Source organism: Micromonospora sp. NPDC005087, from assembly GCF_042872965.1.
GTDB lineage: Bacteria > Actinomycetota > Actinomycetes > Mycobacteriales > Micromonosporaceae > Micromonospora.
Genome location: NZ_JBIALB010000015.1, coordinates 148,170 through 169,221, shown reverse-complemented (window position 1 = coordinate 169,221; position 21,052 = coordinate 148,170). Strand labels below are relative to the sequence as shown.

General features: G+C 68.6%; 13 protein-coding genes. 6 read left to right on the top strand and 7 right to left on the bottom strand.

Features of this window, described 5'->3' with window-relative positions; translation table 11 throughout:
* From ACFYPS_RS28510 to ACFYPS_RS28490, 5 genes are all read left to right on the top strand, one after another.
* Positions 1–2,086, top strand: a 2,086-nt coding sequence (locus ACFYPS_RS28510) for an NACHT domain-containing protein (RefSeq protein ID WP_387328392.1), incomplete at its 5' end; no start/stop codon positions are given.
* Positions 2,016–2,996, top strand: coding sequence for a hypothetical protein (locus ACFYPS_RS28505; RefSeq protein WP_387328389.1), 981 nt, complete (start codon positions 2,016–2,018; stop codon positions 2,994–2,996). The genes ACFYPS_RS28510 and ACFYPS_RS28505, both read left to right, overlap by 71 nt.
* 275 nt (positions 2,997–3,271) lie before the next feature.
* Positions 3,272–8,986: a hypothetical protein gene (locus ACFYPS_RS28500; protein WP_387328386.1), complete on the top strand. Its 5,715-nt coding sequence runs from the start codon at positions 3,272–3,274 to the stop codon at positions 8,984–8,986.
* Between the two features lie 29 nt (positions 8,987–9,015).
* Positions 9,016–9,618: a hypothetical protein gene (locus tag ACFYPS_RS28495; RefSeq protein WP_387328383.1), complete on the top strand. Its 603-nt coding sequence runs from the start codon at positions 9,016–9,018 to the stop codon at positions 9,616–9,618.
* Positions 9,587–10,387 carry a hypothetical protein gene (locus tag ACFYPS_RS28490; RefSeq protein WP_387328380.1) on the top strand — a complete coding sequence of 267 codons (801 nt, stop codon included), beginning with the start codon at positions 9,587–9,589 and terminating at the stop codon, positions 10,385–10,387. Before ACFYPS_RS28495 ends, ACFYPS_RS28490 begins: the two co-directional genes overlap by 32 nt.
* Positions 10,388–10,774: 387 nt before the next feature.
* Here ACFYPS_RS28490 and ACFYPS_RS28485 read toward each other — a convergent pair whose 3' ends face one another.
* On the bottom strand, positions 10,775–10,921 hold the full coding sequence (locus ACFYPS_RS28485) for a hypothetical protein (RefSeq protein ID WP_387328377.1): 147 nt from the start codon (positions 10,919–10,921) through the stop codon (positions 10,775–10,777).
* A gap of 137 nt (positions 10,922–11,058) precedes the next feature.
* The gene (locus ACFYPS_RS28480) at positions 11,059–11,277 is read right to left on the bottom strand and encodes a hypothetical protein (protein WP_371409370.1); all 219 of its coding nucleotides are present in this window, start codon (positions 11,275–11,277) and stop codon (positions 11,059–11,061) included.
* 120 nt (positions 11,278–11,397) lie between these two features.
* Between ACFYPS_RS28480 and ACFYPS_RS28475 the strand changes: the two genes are divergently transcribed.
* Positions 11,398–12,753, top strand: a complete 1,356-nt coding sequence (locus ACFYPS_RS28475) for a tyrosine-type recombinase/integrase (protein ID WP_387328374.1) — start codon at positions 11,398–11,400, stop codon at positions 12,751–12,753.
* Between the two features lie 626 nt (positions 12,754–13,379).
* Here the strand turns inward: ACFYPS_RS28475 and ACFYPS_RS28470 are convergent.
* From ACFYPS_RS28470 to ACFYPS_RS28450, 5 genes are all read right to left on the bottom strand, one after another.
* Entirely contained in the window at positions 13,380–13,751 is a 372-nt protein-coding gene (locus ACFYPS_RS28470; protein WP_387328371.1) for a hypothetical protein, read from the bottom strand.
* Positions 13,752–13,916: 165 nt separating this feature from the next.
* A complete protein-coding gene (locus ACFYPS_RS28465; protein ID WP_387328368.1) occupies positions 13,917–15,659 on the bottom strand; it encodes an ABC-three component system protein in 1,743 nt (580 codons plus the stop codon).
* Positions 15,634–15,903 (bottom strand): ABC-three component system middle component 6, encoded by a 270-nt coding sequence (locus ACFYPS_RS28460; RefSeq protein WP_112583820.1) that lies wholly within the window; start codon positions 15,901–15,903, stop codon positions 15,634–15,636. The genes ACFYPS_RS28465 and ACFYPS_RS28460 overlap by 26 nt, the downstream gene beginning before the upstream one ends.
* On the bottom strand, positions 15,900–16,862 hold the full coding sequence (locus ACFYPS_RS28455; RefSeq protein WP_387328365.1) for an ABC-three component system protein: 963 nt from the start codon (positions 16,860–16,862) through the stop codon (positions 15,900–15,902). Before ACFYPS_RS28455 ends, ACFYPS_RS28460 begins: the two co-directional genes overlap by 4 nt.
* A gap of 607 nt (positions 16,863–17,469) precedes the next feature.
* The gene (locus tag ACFYPS_RS28450) at positions 17,470–20,970 is read right to left on the bottom strand and encodes an SIR2 family protein (RefSeq protein WP_387328415.1); all 3,501 of its coding nucleotides are present in this window, start codon (positions 20,968–20,970) and stop codon (positions 17,470–17,472) included.
* Between the last annotated feature and the right edge of the window lie 82 nt (positions 20,971–21,052).

Genomic DNA, 21,052 nt, shown 5'->3' with positions numbered 1-21,052 from the left:
CCACTCCGGGCTAACTGCCGTGATCACCTGCACCCCCGGCATCCTGCCCGATCGTCCTCAACAGACAGACGCCAGGGTTACGAGACATCCCTTAGACCGGCACCTGCGCCGCTGCGATGAAGAACGAGTCGTGCGCTCGGGTCTATCCGCGGCCGGTACGGCGCTGTACGACTTGCTGCTGCGGGAGTGCAGCGCCTACATCATCGAGATGATTCACGCGCTGCCCATGGGGGCGGGCTCCGTGGCGTTCGCGGAGCTGCTTCGCCGTGAACGGCAGGTCCTCGAGGACGTCCGCGCGGTACTGGAGCGGCTGCCGGCTCGTCGCGGTGTCTCCGACTTCGAACGGGACTACCGGCAACTAGTGGCTAACCGCATGGACACCATCGAGTTCTATGGTGCCACCGTCAGCGAATCCAGCCGTCACTATCCCCTCTCTGTTGCCTACCTCAATCTGAGCGTGAGCGGCGAGTTGCGGCTACAGAGGACCACTGCGCAACGGGTCGTCACGCACGACGGGCAGCCGTCGGCCGGTCCGGCCACGGCTCGCGTCGACGACGTGCTAGCGGCCAGCCGACGTCTGTTCGTCCGCGGACAAGCAGGACTTGGCAAGACGACGTTGCTGCAATGGATTGCCGTAAACAGTGCCCGGAGGACCTTCGGAGAGCAGCTACGCGACTGGAACGAGTGCGTTCCATTCTTCGTGCCGCTGCGCCGGCATGCCAGCGTCGATCTGCCCGCGCCCGAGGACTTCCTCTCCGAGGTGGGCCGGCATATCTCCGCAGAGAAACCGCCCGGCTGGGTACATGAACAGCTGCGGTCCGGGCGTGCCGTCGTGCTCATCGATGGCGTTGACGAGTTGGCCGAGAGCCGCCGCCTGGAGGCCCGTCGCTGGCTACGAGACCTCGTCGCGGCATTCCCGCTTGCCCAGTTCGTCGTCACTTCACGACCGGCCGCCGCCCCAGCCGAATGGCTCGGACGGGAGGCCTTCGACGTCGCCGAGCTTGAGCCGATGAGCCGTACCGACATAGCGGTCTTCATCGCACGCTGGCATGAAGCAATGCGGCACCAGACCACCCGTCGAGATGACCACGCCGAGCTGACCTACTACGAGGGGCGTCTTGCCGGTTCCCTGACCGAGCAACGTCACCTTCGGCAGATGGCGTCTTACCCGCTGCTCTGCGCCCTACTGTGCGCCCTACATCGAGATCGCCGCGGGGACCTGCCCCGCAGCCGCATGGAGATCTACGAAGTAGCCCTGCACATGCTGCTCGAGCGGCGCGACAGCGAACGTCGCGTTGGCACGCCGGGCCTCAGCCGGACAGACAAGACACTTCTGTTGCGCGACATCGCGTACTGGCTGATCCGCAACGAACGCTCCTCGGCACCGGCCGAGCGGATCCGTTCGCGCATCGCTACGAAGCTCAAATCGATGACGCAAATAGGCTCATCAGCGGACGAGGTATATAGGCTCCTGCTCGAGCGCAGCGGACTGCTACGTGAAGCCGTCGAAGGCGAGATGGACTTCGTGCACCGCTCGTTCCAGGAGTACCTCGCCGCTGCCGAAGCCGTCGCCACCGACGACATCGGGGCCCTCGTTTCCCACGCCTACACCGACTTCTGGAGCGAGGTCGTTGTCATGGCGGCAGGTCACGCGTCCGTCACCCAACGCAGCGAACTGCTCCAAGGGCTCCTGGATCCGCAGCGACAACGAACAGTCCTCCGTGACCAGCCATGCGCTGCGGCTCGTCGCCGTGGCTTGTCTGGAAACCTCGCCCGAGCTTCCACCGCATCTTCGGCAGAGCCTGAAGAAGGTCACTGCCGACCTACTACCGCCCAAGACTATGGCCGCAGCCCGACTCCTGTCCCGTACCGGTACGTTCACCCTCGACCTACTGGCACGGTCCCAACCCAAGAGCGCAGACGAGGCTGCCGCCACCATTCGCGCCGCCGCCGAGATCGCCGACCCCGCAGGACTTGCTCTGCTGGCCCGTTTCGGCCACGACACCCGCAAGGTGGTGCGTCGCGAACTCTTGCGTGCGTGGCACCGCTTCGATGCCGACGAATACGCACAGAAGGTCTTGGCTGACCTACCGTTGAAGGACGGCTACCTGGAGATTGACGACCCCAATCAAGCTCCAACACTGCGCCGCTTGTCTAACCTGACGTCACTCTACTGCTCGTATCGTCAGAGTCCCTCAGGCCTTAGCTTCATGTCAGGGCTCCCCCGACTGACCACCCTGAGCACCCAAGACGGCTCCATCGCCGATCTCAGTCCGCTCGCCGGTACAGGCCTCGTCGAACTCGATATCTTCGGGTGGCGTAGCCCCGAGGAGTCACCGCGGGACCTGTCCCCGCTGCCGGCGGCAACGTCGCTCGAAGTACTGCGCCTGTGGAGTGGCCGGGTCAGTAACACAGCGGCGCTCGCTCGGTGCCAACGACTCCGCAAGCTCCGACTCGACTACCTCGACACAGTCGACGCCTTGTCAGATCTCTCTCCGCTTACCGACCTGGACCTATTGGGCATCGGGCACATCGAAGACCTCTCAAATCTCAGCCCGCTCTACTTCCTTAGCTCACCGAAACATATCGGCATCACTGGGTGCCGCGTCGCCGATCATCTCCATCACCTCACGCGCTGGGCAGACCATCTAAGTGAGCTGAGTCTGCGCGAGTTCGAGAGCATTGATCTTGCCCAGCTTGCGGGCCTGGAGCGACTGAAGTTCCTCGACCTGCAGACCTCGCGTGCCGATAACCTCGGGGCTCTCGCCCACCTGCCACACCTGGAATCCATCTGGTGCACCGCCGAGATGACCACCTTTGCGGAGCTGCGCAAGCTCCTGTCGCTGCGCTACGTCGTCGTGTCCGGTAAGTTCGCCGAGGGCGTCGACCTGTCGGCGTTGGCCGACAGAACGGACCTGACGATCCGCGTTCCGCGCACAGCCGTTATCCACGCCCCGAAATCCGGCGGGCCTCGGATACTCAAGACCGGCTTCTGACTGCGTCCTTCGCCCCAAGCCGATGGAGGTCGAGAATCTCTAGCCGAGCCTCCACGCGACGAGCTCACCTGATCTTCGAGAGGTCGACTATCCGGTGAGGGTCTGTCCCAAAAGCGCGCCGCATCCCAGCGGCGGGCCTCCCCTCGAGCTTGAGTCCATAAGGGTCACTATGGTGTCCACGCCTGTAGGCGCCGTAAATCCGGCCGAGTGCCGCGACGGTCCTGCCAGCGACGACCGAGGTGAGGGGCTGGTCGTCAGTACCATCTCGCCAGCAGGTGAACTACCGTGGGCGTGCGGCGCCATCCGGGGCGCCGCGGGCCTCGGGAGGTAGACGAAGGGTGGGCGCGCCGGAGTCCAACGCCGGGGACGACTTCCACTTCTGGTGGGCCGCGAGCCGAGCGCTCGCGCTCATCGAGCCCGGGACGGAGAGCCGGCTCCTCGTGGTCGAGGGACTCGCTCAGATCGACGACCCTGACGACGAGTACGAGATCGTCGACGTCGCCGAGTACATCGGAGGTGCGGACTTCAGCAGCGCCACGACGCTCCTGATCTCGCAGCTGAAGTACAGCACTCGACACCCCAACCGGGCCTGGACCGCAGCGCAGATCTGCCGGAAGCGGAGCCGTCGCCGCAAGGATGAGTCCGCAGAGAAGACGAGGTCGGTGATCGCGGACCTGGCGGACACGTACAAGCAGCTGGTGGCCGACGGCGGCCGAGACTTGGTGCTCCAAAAGGTGCAGATCCGTCTCGTCAGCAACCAGCCGGCGGACCCCTTGCTGGAGGGCAGCATCGCCGCCGCTGCCGCGTGGGCCCGCGGGAAGGGAGCGGCTGCGCGGCGCGCCGCCATGCTCAGCGCGCTCCCTGGCCACGAGTCGAAGGTTATTCAAGACCTCGCCGACGCCGTCGGCCAGCGGCTGACCAGCGCCGCCTTCTGCGACTTCCTCACAGTGCTCGATCTCTCGCAGGCCGGCGCCCTCGATCGGGCAGCCCTGGCCCGCAGCGTCCGAGCCGGTGCCGCCGAACTCTCCCCGGGGCGCGGCCCAGACTCCGCTCGGCGCCTGTTCGAACTCGTACGGCAGCAGGCACTCCCTGAGTCGCGCCGAAAAGGGATCACCGCAGCCGACGTACTTGCCGTGCTGGACGTAGCTGACCGACTCGACCTCTACCCCGCGCCAGCTCGGTTTGCGGACCTGCCAGACCCGCTGCCCGCGCCCGGCGCCCCCGCGATTGCGGAAGCCGCTTTTGCGCACCTCGGGGGGATCGTCGTCGCGCACGGCCCCGCCGGCGCCGGGAAGACGACGGCGCTGCGGCAGGTGGCCGATCACCTGCCCGCCGGGTCGACGGTGCTGCTGTACGACTGCTACGGCGGCGGCGAGTACCTCGGTTCCGGGGAGGAAAGACACACCCCGCAACGCTTCGTGATGCAGGTGGTTAACGAGCTGGCGCAGCGGTGCGGGACGCCGCTGCTCTTGCACCCGCCTGTGCTGGACGCCGACCTGTGGCGGCATGCGTCCCGGACGCTGACCCGGGCGGTCGACACGCTCGACCCTGGCGCGATCCTCGTCCTGGCAGTGGACGCGGCGGACAACGCGGCCGTGGCCGCGACCGAGCGGGGCGACGCGAGCTTCCTGCCGGGCCTCGTCGGGCTGCCGCTGCCCCCACGGGTCGCCGTCATACTCACGGTCCGTAGCCACCGCGTCGACATCACCGGGGCGGCGGGTGCCCCCAGGGTGCAGGTGGTCCCGTTCGACGTCGCGACCTCGGTCGCACACCTGCGCCGGCATCGGCCTCAGGCGTCGGAGACGGACGCCGCCGCGTTCCATGAACGCACCGGGGGGAACCCCCGGGTGCAGTTCTACGTGCTGGAGCAGGCGGCCTCGAACGACTGGGACATACCGGCGTTGCTCGGGGCGTGTCGTCGGACACCGGAGCCGCTGTTCGGTGACCTCGTGGGTTCGGCGCTGAAGGGCAGCGGCACCGACGCCGACGGGCAGCGGTGGCTGGCGCTGATGCTGGCCCTGGCCCGCCCGGTGAGCACGGGAACCCTCGCCGAGGCCCTCGGTGTCGACGCGACGGCCGTGTCCGCTTTCGCCGATGGCTTGACCCCTGGTGTGGAGGTGGTCGAGGGCGCGATCCAGTTCCGCGACGAGGACTTCGAGACGTACGTGCGCGACCAGGTCGATCCGGGCAGCATCGTCGCGGCGCACGGTCGGCTCGCCGACCTGTTCCTCGCCACGCGCACGGCGGACGCGGACGCGGCCGCACACGTGGCCGACCATCTGTTCGCCGCAGGCCGCCACGACGAGCTGCTGCGGCTGGTCCTTGATGAGGACTCCCCCCGAGGGATCGCGGACGGATTTCGGCGAGAGCAGGTGCAGGGCCGCCGACTGGACCTCGGCGTGCGGGCGGCCGCGGCAACAGATGACGCTGCGGCCGCGGTCAGGATCGCGGTCAGGGCCTGCGCCACCGCTTCCCGGCTGGACACCCTCTCCCGGCTGGTCGACTCCCGGCTCGACCTGGTGGCGCGGTACGCGGACGTCGACCTGCTGCGGGCTTACGCACTTAAGCAGAGCCGCGACGCGTGGCTCGGGCCCATCCACATGCGGCTCGCAGCGGCGCTGGCGAGGGACCCCGAGCGGCGCGCCGCCGCTCGCGAGGCGCTGGAGAGCGCCGACGCGTGGCTGCGCCGGTGGATGGCCGGCCGCGAGGATGAGACCCGCCACTGGGATGTCGAGGCGGACGACGTGGCCTGCGCGGCCGAGGCTTACTACCGACTCGATGGGGTCGACGCGGCGATTGCGTGGTTGCGCCGGTGGCGGCCGGCGAAGCTCGCGCTGAATGCTGCGGCCGCGCTCGCCGCCCGCATCGCCGGCGAGGTCAGCCCCGAAGCGGTGCGGGAGGCGCTTCGCGCACCCGGTATTCCCGCAGTCGCGCAGGCGCCGTTCCTGGCCTACGCGGCGTCCCCGACCGTCCGCCCGGCCCCGGACTGGATCGAGACCGTCGTCGCGGCGCTGCTGACCTCGGATCCTGGGGAGGCTCAGCCATGGCAGGTCTGCCTGCTCGAGGTGGTCGTCCGCCACGGCCGCCGAGAGTCAGCGGCGGCCCTCGCGCGGCACTGGGCCCGTGACCTGCCCTCCCACTCCTGGGCGTTCGGCAACCGGAACTCGGATGGGGCCGCGGCCCTGCGCTGCCACGCTGTTGCGGCGGCCCTCACTGGAGTCGACCTCGACGTCGATGCGCTGGTCCCGGCCTCACTGCAGCCCCGCGAGGCGAGGGACGGACACTCCGACGATCCGCAGGGGCGCGAGCGGGGCGAATGGATCCGGACGGTCCGCTCCCTGAGTGCAGTCGCCGTCCTAGCGGCGCAGGCCGCCGCGGGCGACGATGTCCGCGACTCCGTGGTCGCTGAGATCGACGGCGTACTCGCCGTGCGGCTCGACGCGGCCGGACACCGGTGGTTCAAGTACGACCTGTCGTTCCGCGCCTGGGCGCCGCTCGCCGCGGAAGCCGCCGCGGACGCCGGTGCGCCGGCCGACGTACTGGACCGGCTCGCGGACGCCCCCCCGAAGCTGCTCCGCGACGGCGCGCCGGAGCTGTGGCTGGACCTCGCCGAGGTGCTCGCCGCACGGGCTACCCATATGGATCGAGCCGCCGAGCTGTGCATGCGGGCGGCCACGGCGGCCCGAACCGGCGCTTATCCGGCACCCGACCGGCTGGACCTACTGGCCCGCGCTGCCGACATCGCCGGAAGGATCGCGCCGGCGCTCGGCCGGCAGCTCTTCGTCCACGCCGTCGACGCCGCTACGGGCATCAATGACGACGCCGCGCGGCTGCTCTCCGTATACGCGGACCTCGCGCACCGGGCCACGCTCGCGCCGGACGACCGGGCGCAGATCGCCGCACGGCTCGTGCGCGCGGCCGAGGACCTGGCCCCGCACGTCACCGATCCCGAGGTCGTGCCATACAGGGAGGTCGCCGGCGCCGCCGCTCGCCTCGACGCGGCGGTCGGGCTCGCCGCGGTGAGCCGCTGGGACGACGAAGCCCGAGTGCGCGTGGCGTCGACGCTGCCCACGGCACTGTTCGGAGCGGTCGACGGCGGCGGCGTCACGGCCGATGAGGCCCTCGCGCTCGACCACCTCGTCGACGAAGATGGGGCACGGCTGAACTTGCAGCTGGCCCTCATCGAGCGGATACAGCCTGGCGCCGCCAGCACGGCTGCGGCGCGGCTCGCGCTGGTACGAGCTGCGCGGTGGATACGCCACCACGTCCCGGCACGCTTCCAGCCTCCGCTCGCCCGCCGGCTGCTCGACGCGGCGACGGACCGTGGCCTCGACGCCACGGTGCGGGCCGAGCTGAACTCGGTCCACGCGCTCGCGCTCCCGAACGACCAGATGCCCCAACATGCCGGGAGCCGTCAGTGGTTCGGCGGTGACCCCTCGCCTGCGGCGCAGGCGCTACTGGATGCCCCGGAGACGCGGAGCTGGACGACACTCCTCGAGGACGTGACAGTCCTCGAGGACGCCCACGTCTACGGCGAGCTGCTGCGGTCCTTCGTGTCCGCGGTTCTGCAGTCCACTCCAACCGCGCAGCGGCCGGACGCGCTCGCCGCCCTCGCCGCCCTTTCGGGCCGCCAGGCGGCCGACACGGTGCTGCCATTGCTCGCCGACTTCGTCGGACGTTGGCGCGAGTGGCCCGGCGTCAGCGAGTGGGCGAGGGCGGAGCTGCCCGGCCTGCTCGCCCGACACCTCACCGACCTGGCGTGGCGGGACGACCCAGCGACACTGGTCGAGCAGCTTCGGGCGCTCGCCAACGACGATGCGATCCGCCGCGCTGTCCTCGGGGCGCTGCCGGAGTCACGGCCGCGGCTGACCGCCCACGGCTGGCAGAACATCGCCGCGCTCCTCGGCCGGTTGTGCCGTCCGGACGACGCCGCGGAGGCCCTCGTCGGGCTACTCGCCGATCGCACCTCGGGGGCTGCGGCGAAACCCGCCAGCGCCGTCGTGGGTGGCCCGGAGCCGGGACTGCTTCCCATGCTGCTGTGGAGCGCCTTCGGGCATCCCCGCCGCGAGATCCGCTGGCGTGCAGCACACTCCGTCCGCGACCTGCTGACACGTGCCGACCCGGTTCGGGCTGCCAGCCTCGCCGCCGGGTTGGTCCGCTGCCTGGATCTCGCCGATGCCGGCCCCTATCGGGACCGGGGATTGCACTTCTACCGGCTGTCCGCCGTCGCCGCGCTGCTCGCTGCGCTGGCGCGCGTCGCCTCCGACAGGCCGGACCTCCTCGCGCCTCATGCCGAGACGATGATCCGGCTCGCGACTAGCCGCGAGCTGCCGCATGCCCAGATCCGTGAGCTCGCCCGCGCGGCCGCCCTAGCCGTCACCACCCGTCTCGCTGCGGTGCCGGAGGAACTCCTCGGCGCGAACCAGCCGGTGGTACGCGCGTCGGACCAGCAGCACTCCTACCGAGGAGACGACGGCCGCGTCTCCGACGACCGGCGCTACCGCTTTGACCAGATGGACACGATCCCGTACTGGTATGCACCGCTCGCCAGGTTGTTCGGCGTACCGGTCGACGCGGTTGCCGAGCGCGCCGAGCGGTGGATCCTCGACAGGTGGGGACTCGGCGAGGACGACTGGATTACCGACGCCCGCGAACTGCGAGACGAGCGGTCCTGGCGACGGGTGCACAACGACCACGGGTCCATCCCCCGGAGGAGAACCTCCGCCTGTATCTCGAGTACCACGCGATGCTGGCCGCGGCGGGCGAACTCGTCGATGCAGGGCAGGCCATCCTGGTCAGCTCGGAGTGGGAGGACCGGCCGGATCCGTGGCGGGACTGGCTGCAGGAGGCCCTTCCTGCTTCCACCTCCACGTGGCTCGCCGACCTCCGCAGCGCCGTCCCGGTCGAAGCGGAGTTGTTCGGTCACCTCCCTCCCCTCGACGAGTGGGACGATCCAGACCCCGACGACTACGACCGTGCCCTCGGGCTAGTCGACGGCCGCCTTGCCGAGTCGGTGATCGTGGCCGCGAGCACCAACATCTCTCGGTCCGGCGCGTATGGGGACACCTACATCTCGTCTGCCCTGGTCGCCACGGACCACGCCGCCGATCTACAGCGGGCGCTGGCCGCTGCTTCGCACCCAAGAGACTTCAAACTGCCGGACGAGGGCGAGGATGAGTTCGAGGTCAACCACGGCCAGTTCGTCCTGCGCGGGTGGCTCAGCCGCTCCAATCACACGCCCGATTCCCTTGACGAGCACGACCCCTATGCACACGGACTGCGCGCGATCCGTCCGCTGCCCGGGCGCCGGTTCCGCGAGGCCGCCGGGGTCACTCCCGACCCGACCGGCCTCGTCCTGCTAGCCCCAGACGGAACCGTCGTCGCTGGCGCCGAGCAGTGGGCCGATCCCCGGACGGACGACCAGGAAGTCGTCACCTCGTCTGGATACCGCGTCCGGGTCGATCGCGCCGCGCTCCTGCGCTACCTGACGGACACCGACACCAACCTGATCGCGGAGGTCCAGATTGGACGACACCGGCGCAAAGTCGACACCGACGAGTACCGGCCAGCCCGAAGCCGCATCTACCTCGTTGACGCCGCCGGAGGGGTCACCGTCCGCTGACCCGGTCACCGCACTCGGCGAGCGCATCCTCGCCGAACTCGGCGACGCCCGAACCAACGACACCCTCACCCGCTGGCTGGCCCACCACACTGCCGGGCTCCTCGACGCAGCCGACCGTGCCCGCGCCGCCGGCGATCCCGACGCCAACGTCCGCGCCGCCGAGGCCCGCGCCGCGATCCTCGACCTGTGGGAGCACCGGTCGGCGTGGCCGGGCGGATGGCCGCCGTCTCGCGCCGCCGCGATTGTCCACCTCCTCGAGGACCTACCCGATCTCGAGGACCCCGGCTGGTTCCGCGCTAGTGCCCTGAGCCGGTTGCAGGACCTCCATCACCACGTTCTCGCCGTACTCGCCGACCTCGTCGCCGGCGACGGCGACGGTGTCGAGGAGGGCTGGCTTCTAACCTATGGCGATCGCCTGACGCCCGACGAGGCGACACTGCTGACCCGCGCCGCCAGCGCGCCACGACGCCTCGACCGCCTTCTCCATCGAAGGGAGCCGGAAATTTCGCGGCTGAGGCGTCGCCTTACGCAAGGCGAGCCCGGCCCGGCCGCCGGGAAGGATGACAGCGCACAGCCTGACGACAGTGGGAGCACTATCCCAGTTGAGGAGGACGCCTCCCCGACGCCTCACCCCCTCGTCCAGCTCGCGGATGCCTACCGCGACAGCATCCTCGACCTGGTGCGCCACGCGGCCACGGGAACTGGGGGCGTCGAGGGTGTTAGCCAGCACAGCAGAGGGTCATGGCGTCGACGGGTTCCACGGAGATAGGACGGTCTGAGCAGACCGTCGCGAACCCTCCTCCACAGCCATACATCCTGACGTCATAGCGGAAACCGCACCTGCGGGCCTGTCGAATGAACGTGTTACAGACCGCCGAAGATCTTGGCCAGACCTACGCTGTCATGCCGAAGCGTTCCCGCCGGAATTCTGCCGTGACGTGGTCCCGGTCGCCCGTTCGTCGAAGTGATCGGCGGATAGCAGGTCGTCGGCGGACATCGCCTGCACGTCCATCTATGGTGGCCCCGGTGTGTCTTCGGCACCGGACAGGGGCAGGGCATCCACCCCGCCATCACCTTTCCCGGGCCGAGGGAGTGCTGGTCAGGTTCGGAGCAGTGGGCGGGCGCTGGCGCAACGAACTGACGCGTGCCGGACCTGTCAACTCGCACCAGGTGGGCCGGCGCGTTGCAGCGTGGACAGGCGGGGAAAGACGCCGCCGGCGGCCGGACGGGTGCGCCCGTGCGTGAGGCAGGTCCACTCCCCTGCCCGCAGCGTCGGCGTCAGCCGCCCCCACTCCACGGTCACCTTCAGATGGTACGGCACCTCAGCGCATCACTCCCTCAGAGCAGGGGTGGAGGAAGACCGAAAGGGGGTTTGGCGCTAACGCCAGCGTCGTCCTCGGCACGAAACGACACCAGCGAACCCGGGTGAGCAGCAGCCCTCTACCCCCGGTCACTGGTGAGGAAGTGGGCGACGGCGAGTAGCAGAGCTACGGTGCCGCCGAAGGCACCGCCGCCGGCGATGATGGCCAGGGGAACGGGGACGCCGCCGGCGACCGACAGCAGTCCGGCCGCCGTGGCGACGAGCGCGGCGGTCAGCACGATCAGGGCGGTCCACAGCGGGCGCGTGTTGCCCGTGGGGGTGGTGGCGGGCGAGGTCATCGGCGGCTCCTTCTCATCTCGTTGCACGCCCGAACGGACGTCGCGGTTGAGAGTCGCCGCGCCCTACGACAGCACGTGATAATCACCCTTATCACGTGCTGTCGGCCTACTATGCTCAACGTGAGCAGGCCCACCGCCAACTCCTCTCGCGTCCGCCCGCGCTCGGCAGGGCTCGGCCCCGGCGCCGGTGCCCTGATCCCGGCCGCGTCGCCACCGTCCGACCCGCCCTTCCGGGTGCCCCCGGCGGATGCGTGGACCGAACCCGAGATCATCGACCTCTGCGTTGAGGACCTGCCGCTCCCTCCCGCCCGGACCAGCGAGCGGCGGAACTTCGTCACGGTGACGGTGGCGTGGCTGCGCTCGCGCCGCTCGCCGCACACCCGCCGCGCGTACTACGCCGACCTAGCGCACTTCCTGTTCTGGCTCGACGACCTCGCCCGGGACCCTCTGCGGGCGAGCCGGCCGGACCTGGACGGCTACCTCACCGCGCTGCGCGCCGGCAGCCCGCCGCCCAGCCCGGCCACCATCAACCGGCGCCTGGCCACCCTGTCCTCCTGGTACGGCTACCTCGTTGACGCCGAAATGGTCACCCGTAACCCGGTCACCGCGATCGACCGGGAGCCGCTCGATCGGGACTTCTCCCCCACTGTCGGTCTCACCGTGGTCGAGGTGCGGGCCCTGCTGCGCGCCGCCGACGACGTGGTGGACATTCGGACCCGCCGCAAGACGGCTGTAACCGCCTGGCTGGTCGACGTCGCCGAACGGGACCGGCTGCTGCTCGGGCTGCTCGTCCACCTCGGCCTGCGTGTCGGAGAAGCGCTCGCGCTGCGGTGCGAGGACCTGCGCCACGACGCTGGGCACCGCAGCGTCGTCATCCATGGCAAGGGCGGCCGGCGCCGCCAGCTGCCGCTGCCACCCGCTCTGCTGCGCCTGCTCGACCCGATGCTTACCGAGCGCCGACGCGCCGCTGACCGAGCCGCCGCCGAGCAGGGCTACATCGACATGCAGCCCGAGATCGTCGCAAAGCTCCAACGGCACGGTCACACCGCGGCGGAAGCTCGATATCGGGCCGAGCGGATGATCGCAGCCGCCCGGGGCAAGGAGTTCGACAAGATCGCCGGCAAGACGGCGGCCGACCTCGCCAGAGTCCCGGTATCCGGGCTGCTGTTGCGCACCATCCGGACTACCGGCCCGGTCACCGATCACGACCGTGAGAAGCCACTGACGCAGGCGGCGGTGTTCGCCACCGTCCGCCGCCTCGCCCGCGCCGCCGACCTGCCCGCCGCCGAGCAAATCAGTCCACACAGCCTGCGGCACTCCGCCGCCACCGCCGCGCTCGATGACGGGGCGCCGCTGCGCGAAGTGCAGGACTTTCTCGGCCACGCCGACCCGCGCACCACCCGCCGCTACGACCGCAACCGTGGCTCGCTGGACCGCTCCCCCGTCCACCGCCTGGGCGTCCTGTACTGCGAGTGACCAGCGCTAGCGTTATTTCCGGGCCGGAAACTACGGACGGCCCCAGAGGGCTGCGATGACCCGCACCGGCGCAGCTGCGGGTCACGCTCCTGGATGCCGTGATTAGCGCCCGCGTCCAGTCAGCGTGACGTCCCGGCGTGCGCCTGGTGCGGTCAGCGGTAGAGACGAACGGGTGCACAGATTCTTCATGATCATCCGCTGACGCCCGCCGGATAGGTCGCACCACCAGCGGGGGGTGACGGGCATCGGCGGCACGCCCATCTGTGATGACCGCGGTGCGTAGCCGGCGGCGGGCAGGGACAGGGTGTCCATCCCACCATCACCGCACCCGGGCCCGCCGTTTGACGTCCTGGCCGATCAGCCGCCGGCGATGACGTGCTCACACACACCCGGCGGGGCCGGTAGCCGCCCGGGACGTCGGCGCCGATGGTGTCCCAGAACGCCGGCGAGCCGTCCATGTGCCCGCCAAGCGTGTGCCACAGGTAGCCGGGGTTTTCCCTGCGCAGGGCCGCGAGGCCGGCGGCGGCTAGGCCGCGGCGGCGGTAGGCCGACAGGGTGTGCGGCTGCTCGACCCAGCCGATCCGGCACCGGTGACACAGCTGGTAGTCGACTCCCCTACCCCTGCGTCAGGGTGAGGTTACCCAGACCTGGCTGGCACCGATCGGGTCGATTGCGCGCAGGTTCACCGGCACGTCGAGCACGACCAGGTGCGCCCGCTCGTTCTCGCCTCCGCAGGGCGAGATCAGGCCGCGCACCGCGTGCTCAACCTGGTCGTCGCCGACGCCGGGCTCCGGCGCCCCCAGCAACCGCGCGGCGACCTCGGCCGGGGAGGGGCCGCCCTGCCACTCGATCTCCCAGGTTCGGCCGCCGTTGCCGGGCCACCAGTCGAGATGGGTGGCGCCGTTGAGCGCGCTGGTTTCGCGCAGGGCCGACATGACCCGTCCCAGCACCCCGTGGTACTGCTCTGGGTTGTCCGGCAGGTGGTGCACATCCGTCATGGCCTGCTCAACGAAGCGGGCCGGGGTCAGGCCCGCCCTGCCCCTGGTTGATTCTGCCGATAACCGTCGGGGGCACGGCGAGGTGCCGTCGCCTCAGTGGTGGAGGGTGGGTCAGTCGACGCCCGAAGAGACTCGAACCCCTAACCTTCATCCTTAGATTTTGTTTCAGAATCGGAAGCCGAAAAGTCCACCTTCATCAAAGCTGTCGGTGAGCCTTTGTTCGAGGACATGGCCGGCCGGGTCGAAGCCGCGGCGAACGGCTTTGTCAAGTTCGTCGGAGTTCAGCGTGACGATGTACTGGAGCCCCTCCTGACGACTCACCTCGGCTGCGAGGGTGAGGGCGCGGGCGAGCTGGCGTTCGTCGACGCCGTCATAGAGGTGGCTGTCGTGGACGAAGAAGTCCGGTGCTCGCCCGTTTCTGTGCGCTAGGACGGCGACGGTCAGGTCGAAGCAGAAGATGACCATGTTGCCGATGCCGCCGCTGTTGTCGCTCGCGATATGCGTCTCGATCTTCAGGCTGGTTTCGCCTGGACCGATACGGAGGTACGCCTCGCGGTTGGCGCCATAGAGGGCTTGGGCGTACTGGGCGAACAGGACGACCGCATCGTTGACGATGGGCCGCCGCTCTTCGATGTCGGTCTCCATCTCCTGTTGGAGACCGACGCGCTGTTGCTTGATCTCACGACGGTTTGATTCGAGCGCCTGTGCGGCGTCGAAGCGGTGCCGGAGAGCTCCGAGATGTGCCTGCTCCTGGGCCAGGATCTGTTGAAGGGTGGTCAGCGCGTCGAGTGCGCCACCTTCGTTGAGAGTGCGCAAGGTTGCAGCGAGTCGGTGACCGAGTTGTTCTCGCTCGGCCTCGCGTTGCTGGAGACGTGATCTGATCGCCAAGGCCTCTTCGTCCAGGTACTGGCGCCGGTTGCGGACAACGGATCCGTGGAACGCCCGTACGTCGTCGAAACTTCGACGGACCTGGTCGCCGAGCACCACGCCGAGTTCTGCGTAGGCCGTTTCGAGGTAGGCGAGGTCGGGATCTACGGTTTCGTCGACGGCCCGTTCGAGGTCGGCGAGGTTGCGCCGGTCGATGACGTCGTCGTTGCGGAGCTGGCGGATTCGCTGGTCGGTCTGGTCGGCTTGGGCGCGGAGGTTGTCGTACTCCGGGACCACCCGGAAGTTCTCAATCCGTCGTTGGATCTCCACGACACGGTGTTCCGCAATGGCGATCTGGCCTCGGAGCTCCGCGGTCTGACCGATGATTCGTCCAAGAACCGGATCGGAGGCGGCTTTACGGAGCTGCTTGCTGACGGCTTCGCGGGCTTGTAGCTCGCGGTAGCGATCGGCAAGCCGCCAGTCCAGTCCGAGTAGGTATGCCAGCGACGTGGCCGCTTCAGCGTTCGCCTGGCGGGCGAAGCTGCGGGTGGCCTCGTTGAAGGCGTGCGATCCGACTCTTCGCATGAGGAAGCTAAAGAGGCTACGGCCGGTGATGCCCGGGTGTTCGACCGGAAGGTTGAAAAGATCCCGTTCGATCAGTGTCTGCCACTCGGGCAGCGTGACCTGGCCGTCGCCGAGGTCAAGTTGGTCTGAGCCAACTCCTGCAGGCAGAGGCCGTAGGCGGATGGTGCCAGCGCTTGCTCCCGTGCGCTCGACGGTGAGCCCTTCGGGCAGGCCGGGCCAGTCCAGGTTCAAGGCGAACGTTGTCTGCCGAAGCTTCGGGTGAGCCGGCAATGAGTTCTTGTCCGCGCTGCCGCCCAGCAGGAAGTGCAGAAGTTCGATCATGCTGGACTTGCCGGCGCTGTTCCGGCTGTCGGTCTCGGCCGAAGCGCCGGTGGTATCCGCGACCAGGATGTTGAGGCCAGGATGGAATGTCAGGGCCTTGAAGCGTGGATCATCGGCGCTCAAGTGCCGCAGCATCTGCCCTCCTCCTGACCAGGAGTTCGTTGTCCAGCTCGACAACTCCGAGGGCATACAATAGGTCAAGAGCTAGCACAAACCACCAGAAAGGTACCGGGGCGTGGTGATCATGGTTGCGACGCCATTGCCGCAGTCTCGCCCATGCCTGGCTCACCGTGAGCGGCCCGTCCATGATCTCTAGGATCTGGGCACCCACGGCGATGAGCGAACGCTGTGGCGTGATGCCCTTGGTCGGGATGATCATGTTAGCGCAGGTTCCCGGGCTGGCGGAGTCCAACCGGTTGGCGGCTCCGCGAGGATGTCGCAGGTCTCGAAGAAGTAGGCCAAGATAACGGAGAGGGCTCTCGCACTCGCGCGGTCGAGGTGGCGGTTGCCCGCTACGTACTTTTCGAGCTCGTAGATGACGTCGGCGGCTGTCGAGTAGACCGTCGCGATTTCACGGTAGTAGGCGTTGAAGTCGGCTGCCACCTCGTCTCGCTCGGTGACGTCCGTGAGCCCCTGGTAATACTCCTCGACGAGGTGGGTGTGGAGCATCCCGCGACGGAGCATCTCTCGATCATCCTCGTCGAGCTGGTTGTAGTCCATCTTCAGCGCAGATACTTCCCGCGGCGACTGCTGTCCGTTGGCTTGTCGCCGGCGTTCGACGAGATGGTCCAGGAGGGGCTTGAGGTCCTCTAAGCCCACGCCGTAGACGACGTCCTCCACCGGGATGGGGGCGCCGAAGACCTCTTCGATCTGATACTTCACCAGCCGAAATAGCTCGCCAAGCAGCTGACGTGGCCCTAGGGTTTCGAACGCCAACGGGGCGTGACCGCGCCGCGCTTGCGCCAGCAGTTGGGTGATCTCGGGGTGCAGTCCGCGCCGCGGGTCGTTGTAGACAAAAACGAACGTCTGGAACTCGCCCGCTCGTTTGGCCAGCGCGCCGGTCAGGTCACCGGTGAACTTCTTCTTCACGTCGCGGGCGCTGTCCGCGTCGAAGGTCTCTGGCGCGTAGCAGGCGTACAACTTACCGTCGTGAAGGCGCAGGCCGTCCGACGAGAGATCGCCGATGTTCCCGTGGGTCCGAACCTCGACGAAGTCGGCGTAGCGGGCGGTCATGATGCGGATGAAGAAGTCCTCGAACGCTGATCCGTTCAGGTCCGCCATCCGATCGCGGAACATGGTCTTTACGAACATGCGTTCCGTGAAGCTGAGGACCTCCACGAACACCTCCAAACAGACTGCGAGCACCGAACGTATCCGGTCAGTGCGGATGGGTAAATGACCAGAACGACCGATGGCTTCGAAGCGGTCTGTTGCGTTGGGCGAAAGCATGATCGGCTTCAGCGGGCACGATGTGGTCTGCTTGGCCGGTGACGTCGTCGTCTCGTGTCCGGATCCCCGCCGGCCGCCGCGCCATCGCACTCGACAAGCGCAGCATGGAGGTGCTGCTGTTCGGCCTGGTGCCCATCTGAGTCAGCGTTCCGCACGCACCCGGGCATCGGACGGCAGACAGCAACGCTTCGACCCGTTTTGGTTGGGGCCGGGCCGACGCCGCGAGCGGCGTACATGCTGGCGAGGAGCTGGGAGGGCGCCGTTGGGGCCTATTGCGCTTTGACCCTGTCTCACATTCGACGCGACGCCACTCTCACCGGAGTCGAGCTAGTTGTTCTCGCCGGGCCACGTCCATCGATCCGGCCTTCGATGTCGGTCGCCGGCGTCGCCACCGCCGCCGCGTCAACCACTCAGCGGTTGCGGCTGCTGGTTAACCGGGCAGGGCTCACGCCGATCCGGTCGCACGACTTGCAGCACGCTCCGTGACCCCTGCCGTTCACCAGTCGGCGGCGCTGGAGAAGCCGAGGCGTAATGCCTGGTCGCGGATGACGCCGAAGGTTGCTGGTTCCGCCTCGTCCTTGACCGCCAGCGCCACTCGGGGGACATCGTCCCAGATCGGCGGCGTCGTGCCGGTCAGCAGGTGGGCGAGGAGCCGGGCGAACAGGGCCGGCGCCTGCGTGAGGCGTTCGTCGGTCCAATCGTCGAGGGTGTGGTGTTCGGTGAGGCCGGCCCGGTGTCTCGTTGCCAGATCGACGCCGACCGCCAGTGAGTCCGTCAGCCACGGGATCCAGGTCGCGAGCGCCGAGGCCTCCCCGAACGTCAGCGCCGTGGGCACGCTGTTGAGGCGACGCTGCCAGTAGCGCTGCATCCACCGCTGCCACTGCTGCTCGACGACGTCCGGCGCTAGGTTGCCGAGCGTGTCCGCCACCTCGCTCATCCATAGGATCCGCTGTCCTTCTTCGGCCCGGGCGGTGAACTCCTCCACCCACGTGAGCGGATCGGTCGAGCCGTATACGGCGATCGCGGCGAGGTGTGCCGGCAGGGCGCGGCGTAGGTCGTCCGGCAGCCGAGCGGCCTGGTTGACAGCGTCGAGGTAGGCGTTGCGAAGTCCTGCCTCGAACAGGTCGTCGGTGATGCGACCGGTTGCGAGGTAACCGGTCCAGGTGCGCACCGGACGGTCCTTATCCCCGTCTGCGGCCCAGGCCATCAGCGGAAGCAGGAACTGCGTGCACCAGGGGCGGTCGGCACCAAAGAGGAACGCCAGTTGGCCGGTCAGAACGGGCTGAGCCAGCCAGGTGGGCCCTTCCGGTCCGCTCAGCATGGCTTCGAGCGGGCGCCGGAGTTCTGGCGGCAGACCGTCCCAGGCGTCACCGGCGGCGGCCCAGTCGGCCGAGACCGCCCGGCCCCAGAACTGCGCGAGCTGCCCGGCTGGCCGGTTGATCGCCAGCGTGAACCAGTCGCGTCCGCCGTCGGGCGGATCAACCGGCCCGAGCGCGTCCCACAGGAGCTCGGCTAGTTTTCGCGCCTCCGGAAGCAGATGCCACTTGGTTGCGTTAGCGGCGTCGACAATGCTGCCGACCAGTAGCCGGGCGACGCTGTCGGCCACCGCTTCGAGTTCCAGGTCAAGAATGCGCTGCACCACGGCGACGGCGGTCGCCCGGTTCAGCGGTGCCGCCGACCAGCCGTCAATCACTGCGGAGATGATGTCGATGGGTGGCTCGGCGACCGCCAAAACGGCGAATCCGTCGCTGGGGTGGTCGTGAATAGTGGCCGTGAGCACGCGCAGCGCATCGTTCCAGTCAGGGCCGTCAAACGGAAGCTGCACGTGCTCGTATCGCCGCAGTTCCGCGACTGCGGCTGCCGGGTTCGCCGTGATCCGCTCGTGCAGTTCATCGACGGTCATCGGCGGCTGCTCCGGAAGGGTCCTGACCTCGATCCGCGAGCGTAGGAGTTCGGGATCTTCGCGCGCCTGGAATCGTGGATAGGCGGCCTGGAGTTCCTCGAGCGCGGCCCGCGCCGACGTCAGGGCGGGTGCCGATCGCACCAGCCAGGTCAGGGCGTTGAAGCGCAGGTAGGCGACGTGCTCGTCGTCGCGGCCGGTGACCGGCAGGGTCCGGATGTCGGCCACCAGCGCATCCGCCTCGGCGGCCAGAGCGTCGGGCAGCGCGTGTGCGATCAGGTGGTACACCTCGGGCCGCAGTTGGTGTTCGAAGAGCCAGCCCGTCGTGCGCAGCCAGGCGAGCTTGGCCGTCGCGTCGATGTCGGTGCGATGGGTCCAGCCGTGCAGGGCGAGCCGGTGCAGGATCGGCACGCCGGAGGCGGTCCAGGTGTCGAGGTAGCCCGGACCGGAGGGCCCACCGGCCGCCAGCAGAGCCTCAACGCAGTCTCGGGCGGCGTCGATGAGCGCGTCCACGGACTGGCGGATCTCGTCGCCAGCATCACGCTCGATCTTGTATCGGCTGAACGACACGGAATCCCAGCCGGGTCGTGCCGCCCCGGAGACGGTTAGTAGCTCCGAGATTCGTCGTAGCTGGCGGTCCGCGATCGCCAGGATTGCGGCGGCCGCCTCGGCGAGGATCGGCCGGAAGACCTCTGTCCAAGCCTCGTCCAGGTGGTCCACGGAGCCACGCAGGGTGATCTCGAACGATGGTTTCCCGCCGGAGGCCCAGGCACGTTGCCGGAGACGGGGTTGCGTCAGGCTGTCGAACAGCAGCAGGGCCACCGCCCGATCCGCAGGTGAGCCGCACTTCAGCAGCGCGTACTCGAGCCAGTGCGTGTCCTCGTCGCCGGCGTGCTGGATCAGCACCACGAGCCACGGACCAAGCCAGGAGGGCCGCGGTCCGGATCGGCGGTGCAGGTGCCGTCCCAGGGCCTCGCATAGCACCGGCGCAGGCAGGCCGCCGCCGTCGTGCAGGACCGCCAGGGCCTCCTCCGTTCGCGTCTCCTCCATGACGAATCGCTCGACGAACCAATCGGCGAGCACGACGGTGCAAGGATCGTGCGGGGCGTCCGCACGGAACATTGCCTGAAACTGCGAGCGCCGGGCGGCCCACGACAACCACCCCGGAGGATCGGCGAGCTCGGCGAAGAACCTCACACGGTCCACGTCACTGAGAACGTCTTCGAGGTACGAGTCCTCCTCGGGCACTAACGACGGCGGTGCCCCCACCAGCTGGGCGATCCGCTGCCGATGGTCATTCAGGCCCATGGACGTCAGTTCCGCCCAGCCGTTCAGCGAGTCGGCCAGCGCCGCGTGCGAGTCTCCGACGACTTCGTACCTGATCGGAACAACGCGGTACGTCTTCCAGACGTCGCGGTCCGCGTCATGTGTGAGCGCGTAACGCCGCCGTCTCGCGCCGCCGATGCCTCGGGCGATCAGCCGCATGACCGTGTCGTTGTGGCTGTAGCCGATGAAGAGCACCGTGTACCTGGCGAACATACGCTCGACGAACCGTGCCGCCCAGGCGTCGGTCAGGTAGGCGCGCCCGAGGTCCCCCTCGGTTGCGATGAGATGCCTGGACTCCTGGGTCAGGTCGCCGTGCAGGTACACGATGCCGTCGAAGTCGTCGCCCATCGGCACGGCCGGGCCACGGTACTCGGTGAAAGCTGCGCCCAGGTTTCGCAGCGCTGCGGACAGGTGCAGGTCATAGTTCGTGGTCACGATCCGCACCGGCGAGCCCGACGCGGCAAGCCGGGCGATCGCCCGGTGCAGGTCGTTCGGCTCCGACGCGGCATCGCCGATGATCGTCTTGATGATGTGGTGGACGTCAACGGCCCGGTCCTCGATCCGGCCCAGCAGTACGTCAGGATGACCCTGCAACTCCGCCTCGTCGAAGTCCTGGCGGGCATCGACGGCAATCTGCCTGGCAAGGCCCACGAACGACGGCAGTCTCGCCGGTGGGTCGACCGAGGCGCCGGCGCCAACGAACAGCACCAGGTTGCCAGCCCTGAACTCGTTGACCAGAACAGCCGGAATATCAACCTCACGAATCCACATCGCTGCCAACGATACGGTGCGAGGCGATCGCGGCGCCGCCCCAGCCACCACCGGGGTGTGGGACTGAGATCATCTACATCAC